The following is a 14,398-nucleotide window of genomic DNA, read 5'->3' as shown; positions in this document are numbered from 1 at the left end:
TTGAGGCGGCGCAAGACAAGCTGGCCGCTGCTGCCTACACTGGTATTTCACTGTGCAGTTTCACTTCCATGAGGTAATACATGAGCTCGACACATACCGGCAAATCCAGCAGCGACAACATCCTCGCCGACGCCGACAAGGCACGCGACAAACTGGTGGGCGACCTGAAAACCGTCATCAATGAAGCCGAAGACTGGCTCGACGGTGCCAAGGACCAGACGGGCGAGAATGTCAAAGCCGTCAAGGACAAGTTCATCGCCGCCCTGGAGACGGCCAAGAAAGACTTAATCAAGCTGGAAGAAGACTTGCTCGACCGTACCAAGAAGGCGGCCAAGGCCACCGACGAATACGTGCAGGACAATCCCTGGAAAGCCGTGGGTGCCGGTGCCGTCGTGGGCGTGCTGTTCGGCCTGCTGCTGTCGTCGTCGCGCCGCTAGGCGGGCGCACTGCCGCGGCGGCGCGTCCGCCGGGGTTCTCCGACGGCCTGGCCGTCCCCTGACGCGAAAGGCAGCATATGGCTATCGTGCATCATGTCGCCCAGGTCGCAGCGACCCTCGCCGCCATCGTCCAGACCCGTCTGGCCCTGGCGGCCGTGGAAATGGAAGAAGAGTCGCTACGCTTCCTGTCTTACCTGGCGCTGGCCATGCTGGCCCTGCTGTGCCTGTTCGTCGGCCTCGTGCTGATCGTGTTTCTCGTCATCGTGCTGTTCTGGGATACGCACCGCATCGCCGCCATCGCCGTCACGGCCGCCGTCTTCATCTTCGCCGCGCTGGCCACCCTGCTGGGCGTGCGCGCCAGTTTCCGCAGCAAGCCGAAACTGCTGTCTTTCACCATGAGCGAACTGAACAAGGACCTGGACGAGCTGCAGCACCTGGCGCGCCGGGGAACGGAGCAGCCATGACCACGCATCCCACCAAACTGTCCCACGTCCACACGGCCGCCAGCCTGGCGCAGCGGCGCGATGCCCTGCTGGCCGAATGCGCGCTGCAGCGCCTGGCCCTGGGCGTGCAGACGCGGCAACTGCTGGAGCCGCTGACGGGCGGCAACTTGCGCCACACCCTGGCCACGCGTTTCAAAATTCCCCTGATGCTGGGCGGCGCCGTGCTGGGCCTGGCGCTGATACGTCCGCGCCGCGTCCTGCCGCTGCTGCGGGCCGGCGCCTCGCTGCTCAAGCACGCCACGGCCGCCCTGCCCGTCGCCCTGGCACTGGCGCAACGTTTCAGCAAGAAAGCCGCACCGCCGTAAAATATTTTTGCCAGGCTGCATCCAAATGGGGGGCTCGCGGGTAGTACTGGTATCAGCCAGCCGGCTGAACCAACTACCAGGAGTCCGCCATGTTCTCGTCCACCACCCCACGCCATACCGCCCCCTCGCTCGCCGTCCTGGGCGCCGCCCTGCTGCTGGCCGCCTGCGCGCCCATGGGCGCACGTTACTCACAAGAAACGCTCCCCGCCGCCGTGAAGGTACCGGACGGCCATCAGGTGACCATGCAGACCGTGGGCGTGGGCAGGATCGCCTACGAATGCAAGGCGAAGAAGGACATGACGGGCCATGAATGGGCCTTCGTGGGACCGGACGCGGCCTTGAACGACCGCGGCGGCATGCAGGTCGGCACCTATGTCGGCCCGCCCGCCACCTGGGCCAGCCTGGACGGCTCGAAAGTGACGGCGACGCAAGTGGCCGTGGCGCCGGCCGGCGCGGGCAATATCCCGTACCAGCTGGTGAAAGCCAATCCGGCCACGGGCAGCGGCGCCATGCAGGGCGTCAGCTACATCCAGCGCGTGGCCACCCGCGGCGGCGTGGCGCCAGCCAGCCCCTGCGGCATGGAAAGCATCGGCGCCAGACAGTGGGTGCCCTACCAGGCCGATTACATCTTCTGGAAAAACGCCTGAATACGCGGCCAGGACGGTTGGCAAGCGGGTTTCTGGCCTATACTCGGCATTGAAAACTTGCTAACCGATAACTCCTGATAACTGCGTCCTGACGATTGCGCCGACCTTGCCAGCCCAAGCCGCCCCATACGACTACGAAGCCGCCCTGCGCGCCTGCGCCAGGGGCGAGCAGCAGGCATTGCACGGCCTGTACCAGCAGGAAGCACGCTACCTGCTGGGCGTGGCCCTGCGCATCGTGCGCCAGCGGGCGCTGGCCGAAGACGTGCTGCACGACGCCTTCCTGAGCATCTGGCGCCGCGCCGGCAGTTTCGACGCCACGCGCGGCACGGGCAAGGGCTGGATCTATGTGGTGGTGCGGCACCAGGCGCTGAACATGGCGCGCGCCCGCGCCCATGAAGTATCGGCCGACGAGGATAGCGTGGAAACCCTGCTGCACCAACGACAAGGCCATGACGCGGGCGACGCCTATGCCCTGCAAGCCGACATGGGCCGGCTGCACGACTGCCTCGGCCACCTCGACGACGCCAAGCGCAACAGCATCCTGTATGCCTATGTGGATGGCTGTTCCCACAGCGAAATCGCGCAGCGCCTGCAAGCGCCGCTGGGCACGGTGAAAGCCTGGGTCAAGCGGGGCCTGGCCGCCTTGCGGGAGTGCATGGGATGAACCGCCACGAAGAAGACGAACTGCAAAGGCTGGCCAGCGAATACGTGTTGGGTACGTTGGAACTGGCCGAACGGGTCGACGTGGAACAGCGTTTGCCGCTAGACGCCGCCTTGCGCGACGCCGTCGATGCGTGGGAACGGCGCCTGCATCCGCTGACGGCCCTGGCGCCGCCCGAGCCGCCCTGCGCGCAACTGTGGCCGCGCATCAGCGCCAGCCTGTTCACGCCCCAGGCCGTGCGGCAGGCGGGCGGCTGGCAAGCGTGGTGGAACAGCCTGGCCTTCTGGAGAGTGCTGGCCGGCGGCGGCTTGCTGGCCACGGCCGTGCTGGCCGTGCTGGTGAGCGTGCAGCTGCAGGCGCCAGCCGGACCCGGCTACCTGGTGGTGCTGGTGGCGCCGCAGGATAAATCGCCGGGCTGGGTCGTGCAGGCGGGCAGCCGGGGCGGCAAGGGCCGCGACTTGAATCTGATCCCGCTGGGACCGACCAGCGTGCCGCAGCAGAAAGCCCTGCAATTCTGGACCAAGGGCAAGGACTGGGGCGCGCCCGTCTCGCTGGGCCTGGTCAAGCCGGGCCAGAGCGTCAAGTTGCCCCTGGACAAACTGCCGCCGCTGCAGCCCGATCAATTGTTCGAGATCACCCTGGAGCCGGAGACGGGTTCGCCCACGGGCCGGCCGACGGGGCCAGTGCTCTACATCGGCCGCGCCGTGAAAGTGATGTAGAGCGGATTATTTGCCCAGCTCGTCACCCATCTCGCGCCCCCGCTGCGCGGCCGCCTTGATGCCCTTGACGATGGCCGCCTTCACGCCGCTCTCTTCCATGCTGGTCAAGGCCGCGTAGGTCGTGCCGCCCTTCGACGTGACGCGTTCGCGCAGCAGGGACACGGCTTCGCTGGAGTTCGCCGCCAGCTGCGCCGCGCCCGTAAACGTGGCAATGGCCAGCTGCGTGCCCTGCTCGGGCGTCAGGCCCAGCTCGGCCGCTGCCTGCTGCATCGCTTCGATAAAGTAAAACACATAGGCGGGGCCGCTGCCGGAGACGGCCGTGACGGGGTCGATCTTCGCTTCGTCGGCTAGCCACACCGTCTGGCCGACGGCGCGCAGGATGGCGTCCGCCGTCTTTTTCTGCTCTTCGCTCACGCCGCTGCTGGCCACCATGCCCGTGATGCCCATGCCGATCAGGGCCGGCGTGTTCGGCATGCAGCGCACGATGGCGCCATAACCGCCGAGCCAGCGCGACAGGTCCGCGGCGCGGATGCCGGCCGCGATCGACAGGATCAATGGCGCCCGCCCGCCGTCGAGGAAAGGCAGCAGCTGGGCCGCCACGTCGCGCATGCTTTGCGGCTTGACGGCCAGCACGATCACGTCCACGGCGCGCAGCGCGTCGCTGGCGGACGCAGCCGTCGTCACGCCGAACTGCGCCTGCAGTTTTTCCAGCGCGGGCGCATGCGGGTCGATCACGTGGATGTTGCCGCCCAAGGTCAGCTTGCCTGCCAGACCGGCGATCAGGGCCGCCGCCATGTTGCCGCCGCCGACGAAGGCGATGTTCAATTCTGTCGTCATGGTGATTCTTTCTATTAATCAGTTAGGAATAATGGCGGGAACCGAAGATGGCACTGCCCACGCGCACGATGGTGGCGCCCTCGAGCACGGCGGCGCGCAAGTCGGCCGACATGCCCATCGATAAAGTGTCGAGCGCCAGCCCTTCGGCATTCAGCTGTTCATACAGCGTGCGCAATTGCGCAAACGCACGGCGCTGCAGGGCGATATCCGTTTCCGGTTCGGGAATCGCCATCAATCCCCGCAAACGCAGACGGGGCAGCTGCGCCACGGCGCGCGCCAGCGCGGGCAAGTCGGCCGGCGACACGCCGCTCTTGCTGGCCTCGCCGCTGATATTGACTTGCAGACAGATATTCAGGTCCGGCAAGCCGGCCGGACGCTGTTCGCACAGGCGCACGGCGATCTTTTCCCGTTCCACCGTATGCACCCAATCAAAATGTTCGGCGATGGGGCGCGTCTTGTTGCTCTGGATGGGGCCGATGAAATGCCAGGCGGGACCGCCTTGCGGCAGCGCAAGCTTGACGGCGGCCATCTTGTCGAGCGCTTCCTGCAGGTAATTTTCGCCAAACGCCGCCTGGCCCGCGCGTACGGCGTCCAGCACGGCATCCGCGCCAAAGGTTTTCGAGACGGCCAGCAGGGTCACGTCGGCAGGCGCGCGCTGCGCCTCCAGCGCCGCCTGCGCAATAGCGCCGCGCACGGCTTGCAAGTTCTGTTCGATTGTGGACATAATCATTTTCTAATGGATACGGGGCACGGCCGTTTCAGGCAGCCCATCAATGCAGGCACAGGGATTATAAATGGACATCTCCGAACTACTCGCTTTCTCCGTCAGCAACAAGGCTTCCGACCTGCACCTGTCTTCCGGCCTGCCGCCGATGATACGGGTCAACGGCGACGTGCGCCGCCTGAACGTGGCGCCGCTCGAGCACAAGGAAGTGCACGGCATGATCTACGACATCATGAACGACAGCCAGCGCAAGGCCTATGAAGAAGCGCTGGAATGCGATTTCTCGTTCGAAATTCCCGGCCTGGCCCGTTTCCGCGTCAACGCCTACAACCAGGAACGGGGCGCCTCGGCCGTGCTGCGCACGATCCCGTCGAAAGTGCTGACCCTCGATGAACTGAACGCGCCGCGCATCTTCGGCGAGCTGGCCATGCGGCCGCGCGGCCTCGTGCTGGTGACGGGCCCGACGGGTTCCGGCAAGTCGACCACCCTGGCGGCCATGGTGAACCACGTCAACGAGCGCCTCAACCACCACATCCTGACCATCGAAGACCCCATCGAATTCGTACATGAACCGAAGAAATGCCTGATCAACCAGCGCGAGGTGGGTTCGCACACGCATTCCTTCAGCAATGCGCTGCGCTCGGCCCTGCGCGAAGACCCAGACGTCATTCTGGTCGGCGAGCTGCGCGACCTGGAAACCATCCGCCTGGCGCTGACGGCGGCCGAGACGGGCCACCTCGTGTTCGGCACCTTGCACACCTCGTCGGCGGCAAAGTCGATCGACCGCATCATCGACGTCTTCCCCGCCGAGGAAAAGGAAATGGTGCGCGCCATGCTGTCCGAATCCTTGCAAGCCGTGATTTCACAAAACTTGCTGAAAACCAAGGACGGCATGGGCCGCGTGGCCGCGCATGAAATCATGCTGGCCACGCCGGCGGTGCGCAACCTGATCCGCGAAGCGAAGGTGGCGCAGATGTATTCGGCCATCCAGACGGGCGCCAACGTGGGCATGCAGACCCTGGACCAGTGCCTGTCCGACCTCGTGCGGCGCGGTACGATCTCGGCGGAAACGGCCCGCTCGGCCGCCAAGTCGCCTGAAAACTTCCCCGGATAAGCCATGCAGACTACCCATGAATCCTACGGCGCCATGCACGCGCTGCTGGCGCAGATGCGCGAACGGGGCGGCTCCGACCTGTTCATCACGGCCAGCTTTCCGCCCGCCATCAAGCTCGACGGCAAGCTGACGCCGCTGGCGGGCGGCCCGCTCGCCGCGCAGCAGGCGGCCGGCTACGTGCGCGCCGTCATGAACGCGCGCCAGGCGGCCGAGTTCGAGTCCAGCCGCGAAGCCAATTTCGCCATCAGCCCGGACGGCCTGGGACGCTTCCGCGTGTCCGCCTTCGTGCAGATGGGCCAGGCCGGCATGGTCTTGCGATTGATCAATACCGCCATCCCCACCCTGGATGGGCTGGGCCTGCCCGCCATCCTGCAAGACGTGGTGATGAGCAAGAGGGGCCTCGTCATCATGGTGGGTGCCACGGGCTGCGGCAAGTCGACGACGCTGGCGGCCATGGTAGGCCACCGCAACGCGCACAGCCATGGCCACATCATCACCATCGAAGACCCCGTGGAATTCATCCATCCGCACGGCAACTGCATCGTCACCCAGCGCGAAGTGGGCGTCGACACGGACGACTGGGCCACGGCCCTGAAAAACACCCTGCGCCAGGCGCCGGACGTCATCCAGATCGGCGAAATCCGCGACCGCGAGACGATGGACCACGCCATCGCGTTCGCCGAGACGGGCCACCTGTGCCTGGCCACCCTGCACGCGAACAATGCCAACCAGGCGCTGGACCGCATCATCAATTTCTTCCCCGAGGAGCGGCGCCAGCAGCTGCTGATGGATTTGTCGCTCAATTTGAAGGGCATGATTTCGCAGCGTTTGATCCCCAGCAAGGAGGGCGGCGGGCGCAAGGCGGCGCTGGAAATCCTGCTCAACTCGCCGCTGATGAGCGACCTGATCTTCAAGGGCCAGGTGCACGAGATCAAGGAACTGATGAAAAAATCGCGCGAACTGGGCATGCAGACCTTCGACCAGGCCCTGTTCGACCTGCACGAGGCGGGCGCCATCAGCCACGAAGACGCGCTGCGCAATGCGGACTCCGTCAACGACCTGCGCCTGGCGATCAAGCTCAACGGCACAACGGCGCCGGCGGCGGTGCCGCAGCCAGGCGCCACCAGACTGGGACTCCTCTGACATGACCAGCATCCACGATTTCCAGGCCGATGCGCTGGACGGCACGCCCGTCGACCTGGCGCGCTACAAGGGCAAGGTATTGCTCATCGTCAACACGGCCAGCGCCTGCGGCTTCACGCCCCAGTACCAGGGCCTCGAAGCGCTGTACCGCGAATTCCACGACCAGGGCCTCGTCGTGCTGGGATTTCCCTGCAATCAATTCCGCCAGCAGGAACCGGGCTCGAATGCCGACATCGGCGCCTTTTGCGAAAAGAACTTCGGCGTCACCTTTCCCCTGTTCGCCAAGATCGACGTGAATGGGCCGCACGCCCACCCGTTATTTGCGCAATTAAAACGGGCGGCACCCGGCATTCTGGGCACGCAAGCGATCAAATGGAATTTCACCAAATTCCTGGTGCGCAAGGACGGCAGCGTGTTCCGCCGCTATGCGACGGCCAGCAAACCGGCTTCGCTGGCGGACGACATACGGCAATTACTACAGGAATAAGCAAAAAACATTTTGATTTATAACAAGATGCGTTGAAATCAAGCCATGCAGATTTATTTCATGCCTGATATCAATATTGTGTTTCCAATAGCAAATTTCGGTGATAATGTTTACATAATTATTCGCAGATATCGATCAAAAAACGATGCCAGTCTTTGGGAAAATATTATCTTCGTGGATGCGGATGGGCTGTTATTCCCGCCTCTTCATTCCTATTTTCCTCCTGATACTTGCCGTTTCCGCCGTCCGCTATCACGCCCTGCTCGATACGGAAACGGCGCTGGCCAATTCGCGCTACCAGAGCGATGCGCGGCAGCTCGACCTCTACCTGGCCAATACCGTGCTGCCGCTGGCCGTGCGCACGGGCGTGCAGCCCATGCGCGACAGCGTGGGCCAGGCGCTGCGCAGCGCCCTGCCGCTGAACCGCAGCCTGGCCGCCATCCGCTGGGACAGCGCATCCGAGCATATCGAAGTGCTGGCCGACCGGCAGTTGGCCGACCAGCTGGCGTCGGGCGTGCCGGCGTGGTTTGCGCGCCTGTCCGGCATCACGGCCATCAGCAGCCGCCTGACGGTGGCGCTGCCCGGCGGCGGCGACGGCATCCTCGACCTGCATTACGCGCCCGGCCTGCCACTGACGCAGGTGTGGCACAGCGTGCGCCACCAGGCCCTGCTCAGCGCCATCAATATCGCCCTCATCTTTTTGCTGCTGGGCCTGATCCTCGCCTCGCACCGCAAGCTGCTGCAGCGGCTGGTGCAAGCGAGCGACCGCTTCCGTGGCGGCGACTTCGCCGTGCGCCTGGCCGCCGGCGCCACGCCCGAGGCGCAAGCCCTGTCGCGCTCGTTCAACGGCATGGCCGGCGACATCGAGCAATTGCTGACGTCGCTGAAGACCAGCCAGCGCCAGCTGGGCGAACAGCTCAATGAAACCGTGCACATGCAGCAGGCGCTGCAAAAACTGTCGTGGCAAAATTACAACGACGTGCTGACGGGCTTGCCCAACCGGGCCGCGCTGGCCGCCCGCTTCGAGCAGGAACTGTTTCTCGCGCGCGAACGCCAGCGCCTGCTGGCCGTGTGCCTGTTCGACCTCGACCACTTCCAGGCCATCAACGACCGCTACGGCGCCGAGGCGGGCGATGAAATCCTCAAGCAGGTGGCGGGCCGCCTGCACGGCTTTACGGGCCAGGTGCACTACGCGGCGCGCCTGGGCGGCGATGAATTCGTCATGCTGCTGTGCGGCCAGGCCAGCATCGCCAGCATCGAACAGAACGTCACCCAGTTGATGAGCGAACTGAGCCGTCCCTACCAGTGCGACCAGCAGGCGCTGCACATGACGGCCAGCGCCGGCATCGCCGTGTATGCGGGCAAGGACCTGAACACGGAAAGCCTGCTGCGCCACGCCGACCACGCCGTCTACCAGGCGAAATTGACGGGGCGCAACCAGTACCACTTCTTCGACACCAATCTCGACGAGGAAGTGCGCACGCACCACAACCAGCGCACGGAAGTGCGCCAGGCGCTGATCAACGGCGAACTGCGGCTGTATTACCAGCCCAAGGTGAACATGCGCGCCGGCACGGTGGTGGGCATGGAGGCGCTGCTGCGCTGGCAGCATCCGCGCCGCGGCGTGCTGGCGCCGGCCCAGTTCCTGCCCCTGGTGGAGCAGACGGACCTGATCATCGACATCGGCGAATGGGTGCTGCGCCAGGCCCTGTGGCAGATGCAGCGCTGGGTGGCTTGCGGCAAGCACTGGGTCGTCAGCGTGAACATCGCGGCGCGCCACTTCCAGCAGCCCGATTTCGTCTCGCGCCTGAAAACCATCCTCGGCGAGTTCCCCGGCGTGCGCGCCAGCATGCTGGAACTGGAAATCCTCGAATCGTCGGCCCTGCACGACATCGAGCACGTGCGCCGCATCATCCGCGCCTGCCAGGCGCTGGGCATCACCTTCGCGCTCGACGATTTCGGCACCGGCTACTCGTCGATGTCCTATTTAAAACGCCTGCCCGCGAACATCGTCAAGATCGACCAGAGCTTCGTGCGCAACATGCTCAACGACCGCGACGACCTGCACCTGGTGCGCGCCGTCATCGGCCTGGCACGTTCGTTTTCCCTGACGGTGATCGCCGAAGGCGTGGAAAGCATCGAACACGGCGCGCGCCTGATCCAGCTGGGCTGCGACCTGGCGCAAGGCTACGGCATCGCCCGCCCCATGCCGGCCGACGCCGTGCTGGAATGGGCGGACCATTTCGTGCCGGCGCCGCAGTGGCGCATCGCCCAATTCAGCGAAGTACCTATTTGACGGGCGTCAAGGCCGCGTCAATCAACTCAATCCAGTGCCGCACGGGCGTTTCCGTCCCCGACTGCAAATGCGTGAGGCAGCCGATGTTCGCCGAGACGATCATGTCCGGTTCGCACGCTTCCAGGTTCGCCACCTTGTTGTCGCGCAGCTGCCGCGACAGGTCCGGCTGCAGGATCGAATACGTGCCGGCCGAGCCGCAGCACAAATGGCTGTCCGCGCACAAGCGCACGTCGACGCCGATGGCGCGCAGCACCTGCTCCACCTTGCCGCGGATCTGCTGGCCGTGCTGCAAGGTGCACGGCGGATGATATGCCACTTTTTTCAGTATGCGCCCCTGCAGCAGCGCCACCAGTTCCGCCTCAAACGCCGGCATGATCTCGGACAAATCGCGCGTCAGTTCGGTGATGCGCCGCGCCTTGGCCGCATAGCTGGCGTCGTGCGCCAGCAGGTGGCCGTATTCCTTGACCGTGGCGCCGCAGCCCGATGCCGTCATGACGATGGCTTCCGCGCTCTCCACGTACGGCCACCAGGCGTCGATATTGCGGCGCATGTCGTCCAGCGCCGCCTCCTGGTCGTTCAGGTGGTGGCGCAGCGCGCCGCAGCAGCCCGCCTTGGGCGCGACGATCAATTGCACGCCCAGCGCGTCGAGCACACGCGCCGTGGCCGCGTTGATGTTGGGCGACATGGCCGGCTGCACGCAGCCGTCGAGCAGCAGCATGGTGCGCGCATGCCGGCGTGCGGGCCATGCGCCGGCTTGCGCGCCGGGCCGCAATTTGTCCTGCAGGCTTTTTGACAGCAAGGGCCGCAGCGCCTGCCCCGCCTTGTACACGGGCGTAAACAGCCAGCGGCGCGGCAAGGCTTGCTTCAGGGCGAAGCGCAGCGCGCGTTCGCGCATGGGGCGCTGCACGCGCTGTTCGACGACGTTGCGGCCGATGTCGACCAGGCGCCCGTACTGCACCCCGGAGGGACAGGTCGACTCGCAGTTACGGCAAGTCAGGCAGCGGTCCAGGTGCGTCTGCGTCTTGGCCGTGACGGGCGCGCCTTCGAGCACCTGCTTGATCAGGTAGATGCGGCCACGGGGGCCATCGAGTTCATCGCCCAGCAGCTGGTAGGTGGGACAGGTGGCCGTGCAAAAGCCGCAATGCACGCAGGCGCGCAGGATGGCTTCGGCTTCGTCGCCTGCCGGCGTATTCTTGATGAAATCGGCGAGATTGGTTTGCATGCGCTCAAGTCATTCTGTGCGGGTTGAAGATGCCGGCCGGGTCGAAAGCCTGCCGCAGGCGCTGGTGGATGGCGCCGACGGCCGGCGCCAGCGGGTGGAACACGCCCACGGCCTTGTCGCCGCCGCGGAACAGGGTGGCGTGGCCGCCGGCGGCCGCCACGGCCTGGCGGATGCGCTGCGCGCCATCCGCATCGGCGTCGCCATCGAGCTTGAGCCAGCGCTGCGCCCCGCCCCACTCGATCAGCTGGCGCCCCTTGAGTATCATGGCGCTGGCATGCGGCGGCAGCGACAGCCGCCACAGGCTGCCCGCGCCCGCAAAGAAAGCGTGCGTCTGCTCGCGCAGGGACTGCCAGAAGGCGGCCGCGTCATCGGGCGCCAGCACCGCGCCGCCCAGAGACTGCAGGGCGGCCGACACGGCCGCCTCGGCGCCGGACAGGCGCACGCTCAGGACGCCGTCATGCCAGCAGCTGGCGGAAATGGGCAGCGGCTTGCCCGCCCATTCATTGAGCAGGCGCAAGGCGGCGATTTCCGCACAGTCCAGGCGCAAGGTCGCCTCGCGCAGTGGCAAGGGCAGCACCTTCAGCGACACTTCCAGGATCAGGCCCAGCGTGCCCATGGAACCGGCCAGCAGGCGCGACACGTCATAGCCGGCCACGTTCTTCATCACCTGGCCGCCAAAGGCCAGCCGTTCGCCGTGGCCGTCCATCAGCACGGCGCCCAGCACGAAGTCACGCACGGCGCCCGCGCTGGCGCGGCGCGGCCCGGACAGGGCGCAGGCGACGACGCCGCCCACGGTGGCGCCAGGACCGAAATGCGGCGGCTCGAAGGCCAGCATCTGGTTGCGCGCGGCCAGCGCCGCCTCGATTTCAAACAGCGGCGTGCCGCAGCGGGCCGTGATCACCAGCTCCGTCGGTTCATAGTCGATGATGCCCGCATACGCGCGCGTATCGAGCACTTCGCCTGCCAGCTGCTGGCCATACCAGTCTTTCGTGCCGCCGCCGCGCAGGCGCAATGGCGCGCCCGCCGCGCTGGCGGCCCGAATCTGCTGCCTGAATTGTTCCGCTATCGCTTGCAAAGGGGTCTCCGGCGGTTAAAAACGGGGCAGGTTGGCGAACGGCAGGCGTCCCGCCGTCACATGCATCTTGCCGAATTCGGCGCAGCGGTTCAAGGTGGGGATCGCCTTGTCCGGGTTCAGCAAGGCGTGGGGATCGAAGGCGCGCTTGACGGCAAAGAAGGCATCGAGTTCGGCGCGCGTAAATTGCACGCACATGGAATTGATCTTTTCCATGCCCACGCCATGTTCGCCCGTGATGGTGCCGCCGACGGCCACGCACAGGGCCAGGATGTCGGCGCCGAACGCTTCGGCGCGCTCGAACTCCCCGGGCTTGTTGGCGTCGAACAGGATCAGCGGATGCAGATTGCCGTCGCCCGCATGGAACACGTTGGCGCAGCGCAGGCCATGCGTCGTTTCCATGGCGGCGATGCCCGTCAGCACTTCCGCCAGGCGCTTGCGCGGAATGGTGCCGTCCATGCAGTAATAGTCGGGCGAGATGCGGCCAGCGGCGGGAAACGCATTCTTGCGGCCGGACCAGAATTTCATGCGCTCCGCTTCCGACTGCGAGACGGCAATCGCGCTGGCGCCCGCCCCTTCCAGCACGGCCGTCATGCGGGCGATTTCCTCTTCCACCTCTTCGTGCGTGCCATCGGCCTCGCACAGCAGGATGGCTGCCGCGTCGGTGTCGTAGCCGGCCTTGACGAACGGTTCGACCATGCGCGAGGACGTCTGGTCCATCATTTCCAGCCCCGCCGGGATAATGCCGGCGGCGATCACATTGGCCACCGCATTGCCGCCCGTGACGACGTCGCCGAACGAGGCCATGATGACACGCGCCGTCGCCGGTTTCGGCACCAGTTTCACCGTCACTTCCGTGACGATGCCCAGCATGCCTTCGGAGCCGATGAAGACGGCCAGCAGGTCCAGGCCGGGCGAGTCCAGGCATTCGCCGCCCAGTTCGAGCACGTCGCCGTCGATGGTGACGACGCGCACGCGCAGCACATTGTGCACGGTCAAGCCGTATTTGAGGCAATGCACGCCGCCCGAGTTTTCCGCCACGTTGCCGCCGATGCTGCAGGCGATCTGCGAGGACGGGTCGGGCGCGTAGTACAGCGCGTGGGGCGCGGCCGCCTCGGAAATGGCCAGGTTGCGCACGCCCGGCTGCACCACGGCCGTGCGCGCATACGCGTCCAGGCGCACGATGCGGTTCAGGCGCGCCGTCGACAGCACCACGCCGTCGGCGATGGGCAGGGCGCCGCCCGACAGGCCCGTGCCGGCGCCGCGCGGCACGATGGGCACGCCAAGTTCGCGGCAGACGCGGAGGATGGCGATGACCTGTTCTTCCGTGTCCGGCAGGGTCACCACCATCGGCAGCTGGCGGTAGGCGGCCAGGCCGTCGCATTCGTAGGGGCGCGTATCTTCCGCGTCGGACAGCACGCAGCGGGCCGGCAGCACGGCCAGCAGGGCCGCGACGACGGCTTGCTGGCGCGCGGCGGTCAATCCGGGTTCGGGGGCGGCATTGAGCATAAGATGAAAGGTGGGCAAAGTGCTTGGTCGTGCAACGATTGTAAGCACAAAAGTGGCGCGCACCGCATTTTTTGTCCGATTTGCCTGCAAATACGCTGCCAGGGGGCGCGCGGTGTCGTATGCTGCCCCCATTCTTCTTTACAGGACCAGCATCATGGGCAACCGACTTTCGAAAATCGCCACGCGCACGGGCGACAATGGCAGCACCGGCCTGGGCGACGGCAGCCGCACCAGCAAGGACAGCGCGCGCATCCACGCCATGGGCGACGTGGACGAACTCAATTCCAACCTGGGATTGCTGCTATGCGAAGCCATGCCCGACGCCTTGCGCGGCGAGCTGGTGGCCATCCAGCACGACTTGTTCGACCTGGGCGGGGAAATCTGCATCCCCGGCTACCAGCTGATCAAGGAAGAGCACGTGCTGCGCCTCGATGCGCTCCTGGCGAAATACAATGCGGACTTGCCGGCGCTGTCCGAATTCATCCTGCCGGCCGGCTCGCGCGCCGCCTCGCTGGCGCACGTGTGCCGCACCGTCTGCCGCCGCGCCGAGCGCAGCATCGTCGCGCTGGCCAATGCGGAAGCCCTGCACGAACATCCGCGCCAGTACGTGAACCGCCTGTCGGACCTGCTGTTCGTGCTGTCGCGCGTGCTCAACCGCTTTGCCGGCGGCAGCGACGTGCTGTGGCGGCATGACCGCACGCGGGGATGAGATAAAAACGGCG

At 65.8% G+C, this 14,398-nt stretch carries 16 protein-coding genes; 11 read left to right on the top strand and 5 right to left on the bottom strand.

What is annotated here, in order from left to right; genetic code table 11:
- Window positions 1-80: 80 nt before the first annotated feature.
- From AC07VL_RS17475 to AC07VL_RS17450, 6 genes are all read left to right on the top strand, one after another.
- Window positions 81-437 carry an ElaB/YgaM/YqjD family protein gene (locus AC07VL_RS17475; RefSeq protein ID WP_290601116.1) on the top strand — a complete coding sequence of 119 codons (357 nt, stop codon included), beginning with the start codon at window positions 81-83 and terminating at the stop codon, window positions 435-437.
- 77 nt (window positions 438-514) lie between these two features.
- On the top strand, window positions 515-901 hold the full coding sequence (locus AC07VL_RS17470; protein ID WP_494806954.1) for a phage holin family protein: 387 nt from the start codon (window positions 515-517) through the stop codon (window positions 899-901).
- Window positions 898-1,245: a hypothetical protein gene (locus AC07VL_RS17465; RefSeq protein ID WP_494806953.1), complete on the top strand. Its 348-nt coding sequence runs from the start codon at window positions 898-900 to the stop codon at window positions 1,243-1,245. Before AC07VL_RS17470 ends, AC07VL_RS17465 begins: the two co-directional genes overlap by 4 nt.
- Window positions 1,246-1,334: 89 nt before the next feature.
- Window positions 1,335-1,892, top strand: coding sequence for a DUF3455 domain-containing protein (locus AC07VL_RS17460; RefSeq protein ID WP_494806952.1), 558 nt, complete (start codon window positions 1,335-1,337; stop codon window positions 1,890-1,892).
- 106 nt (window positions 1,893-1,998) lie between these two features.
- Complete coding sequence (locus AC07VL_RS17455; RefSeq protein ID WP_494806951.1) at window positions 1,999-2,556, top strand: sigma-70 family RNA polymerase sigma factor; 558 nt, start codon at window positions 1,999-2,001, stop codon at window positions 2,554-2,556.
- The gene (locus AC07VL_RS17450; RefSeq protein ID WP_494806950.1) at window positions 2,553-3,272 is read left to right on the top strand and encodes an anti-sigma factor; all 720 of its coding nucleotides are present in this window, start codon (window positions 2,553-2,555) and stop codon (window positions 3,270-3,272) included. Before AC07VL_RS17455 ends, AC07VL_RS17450 begins: the two co-directional genes overlap by 4 nt.
- 6 nt (window positions 3,273-3,278) lie before the next feature.
- Here AC07VL_RS17450 and proC read toward each other — a convergent pair whose 3' ends face one another.
- Window positions 3,279-4,109 (bottom strand): pyrroline-5-carboxylate reductase, encoded by an 831-nt coding sequence (gene proC / locus AC07VL_RS17445; protein WP_494806949.1) that lies wholly within the window; start codon window positions 4,107-4,109, stop codon window positions 3,279-3,281.
- 22 nt (window positions 4,110-4,131) lie between these two features.
- Entirely contained in the window at window positions 4,132-4,833 is a 702-nt protein-coding gene (locus AC07VL_RS17440) for a YggS family pyridoxal phosphate-dependent enzyme (protein WP_494806948.1), read from the bottom strand.
- Between the two features lie 70 nt (window positions 4,834-4,903).
- On the opposite strand from AC07VL_RS17440, the gene AC07VL_RS17435 reads away from it, so the two are divergent.
- The 4 genes from AC07VL_RS17435 (at window position 4,904) to AC07VL_RS17420 (ending at window position 9,873) form a co-directional block, all read left to right on the top strand.
- Window positions 4,904-5,947, top strand: a complete 1,044-nt coding sequence (locus AC07VL_RS17435) for a type IV pilus twitching motility protein PilT (RefSeq protein ID WP_290601103.1) — start codon at window positions 4,904-4,906, stop codon at window positions 5,945-5,947.
- A gap of 3 nt (window positions 5,948-5,950) precedes the next feature.
- Window positions 5,951-7,090 (top strand): PilT/PilU family type 4a pilus ATPase, encoded by a 1,140-nt coding sequence (locus AC07VL_RS17430; RefSeq protein ID WP_494806947.1) that lies wholly within the window; start codon window positions 5,951-5,953, stop codon window positions 7,088-7,090.
- A 1-nt stretch (window position 7,091) separates the two neighbouring features.
- Window positions 7,092-7,577 carry a glutathione peroxidase gene (locus AC07VL_RS17425; RefSeq protein ID WP_494806946.1) on the top strand — a complete coding sequence of 162 codons (486 nt, stop codon included), beginning with the start codon at window positions 7,092-7,094 and terminating at the stop codon, window positions 7,575-7,577.
- Window positions 7,578-7,761: 184 nt separating this feature from the next.
- Entirely contained in the window at window positions 7,762-9,873 is a 2,112-nt protein-coding gene (locus AC07VL_RS17420; RefSeq protein ID WP_494806945.1) for a putative bifunctional diguanylate cyclase/phosphodiesterase, read from the top strand.
- Here the strand turns inward: AC07VL_RS17420 and glcF are convergent.
- Genes glcF through AC07VL_RS17405 form a run of 3 tightly spaced genes read right to left on the bottom strand, consistent with a single transcriptional unit; the run spans window position 9,866 to window position 13,676 of the window.
- The gene (gene glcF, locus AC07VL_RS17415) at window positions 9,866-11,095 is read right to left on the bottom strand and encodes a glycolate oxidase subunit GlcF (protein ID WP_494806944.1); all 1,230 of its coding nucleotides are present in this window, start codon (window positions 11,093-11,095) and stop codon (window positions 9,866-9,868) included. The genes AC07VL_RS17420 and glcF overlap by 8 nt on opposite strands.
- Window positions 11,096-11,099: 4 nt before the next feature.
- Window positions 11,100-12,170, bottom strand: coding sequence for a glycolate oxidase subunit GlcE (gene glcE, locus AC07VL_RS17410; RefSeq protein ID WP_494806943.1), 1,071 nt, complete (start codon window positions 12,168-12,170; stop codon window positions 11,100-11,102).
- Window positions 12,171-12,185: 15 nt separating this feature from the next.
- Entirely contained in the window at window positions 12,186-13,676 is a 1,491-nt protein-coding gene (locus AC07VL_RS17405) for an FAD-linked oxidase C-terminal domain-containing protein (RefSeq protein ID WP_494806942.1), read from the bottom strand.
- A gap of 154 nt (window positions 13,677-13,830) precedes the next feature.
- Here AC07VL_RS17405 and AC07VL_RS17400 point away from each other — a divergent pair, with 154 nt between their 5' ends.
- On the top strand, window positions 13,831-14,385 hold the full coding sequence (locus tag AC07VL_RS17400) for a cob(I)yrinic acid a,c-diamide adenosyltransferase (RefSeq protein WP_494806941.1): 555 nt from the start codon (window positions 13,831-13,833) through the stop codon (window positions 14,383-14,385).
- Window positions 14,386-14,398 lie beyond the last annotated feature (13 nt).

The organism is Janthinobacterium sp. GW821-FHT03C08 (genome assembly GCF_059420905.1).
Note: the sequence above shows the minus strand (reverse complement) of the source record. Positions and strands in the feature narration are given on the sequence as shown.

Coding starts and splice junctions, on each gene's coding strand:
- AC07VL_RS17460 (WP_494806952.1), top strand. CDS start 1,335: ATGTTCTCGTCCACCACCCCACGCCATACCGCCCCCTCGCTCGCCGTC.
- AC07VL_RS17435 (WP_290601103.1), top strand. CDS start 4,904: ATGGACATCTCCGAACTACTCGCTTTCTCCGTCAGCAACAAGGCTTCC.
- AC07VL_RS17450 (WP_494806950.1), top strand. CDS start 2,553: ATGAACCGCCACGAAGAAGACGAACTGCAAAGGCTGGCCAGCGAATAC.
- AC07VL_RS17465 (WP_494806953.1), top strand. CDS start 898: ATGACCACGCATCCCACCAAACTGTCCCACGTCCACACGGCCGCCAGC.
- AC07VL_RS17400 (WP_494806941.1), top strand. CDS start 13,831: ATGGGCAACCGACTTTCGAAAATCGCCACGCGCACGGGCGACAATGGC.
- AC07VL_RS17440 (WP_494806948.1), bottom strand. CDS start 4,833: ATGTCCACAATCGAACAGAACTTGCAAGCCGTGCGCGGCGCTATTGCG.
- AC07VL_RS17420 (WP_494806945.1), top strand. CDS start 7,762: ATGGGCTGTTATTCCCGCCTCTTCATTCCTATTTTCCTCCTGATACTT.
- proC (WP_494806949.1), bottom strand. CDS start 4,109: ATGACGACAGAATTGAACATCGCCTTCGTCGGCGGCGGCAACATGGCG.
- AC07VL_RS17405 (WP_494806942.1), bottom strand. CDS start 13,676: ATGCTCAATGCCGCCCCCGAACCCGGATTGACCGCCGCGCGCCAGCAA.
- glcF (WP_494806944.1), bottom strand. CDS start 11,095: ATGCAAACCAATCTCGCCGATTTCATCAAGAATACGCCGGCAGGCGAC.
- AC07VL_RS17430 (WP_494806947.1), top strand. CDS start 5,951: ATGCAGACTACCCATGAATCCTACGGCGCCATGCACGCGCTGCTGGCG.
- AC07VL_RS17470 (WP_494806954.1), top strand. CDS start 515: ATGGCTATCGTGCATCATGTCGCCCAGGTCGCAGCGACCCTCGCCGCC.
- AC07VL_RS17475 (WP_290601116.1), top strand. CDS start 81: ATGAGCTCGACACATACCGGCAAATCCAGCAGCGACAACATCCTCGCC.
- AC07VL_RS17425 (WP_494806946.1), top strand. CDS start 7,092: ATGACCAGCATCCACGATTTCCAGGCCGATGCGCTGGACGGCACGCCC.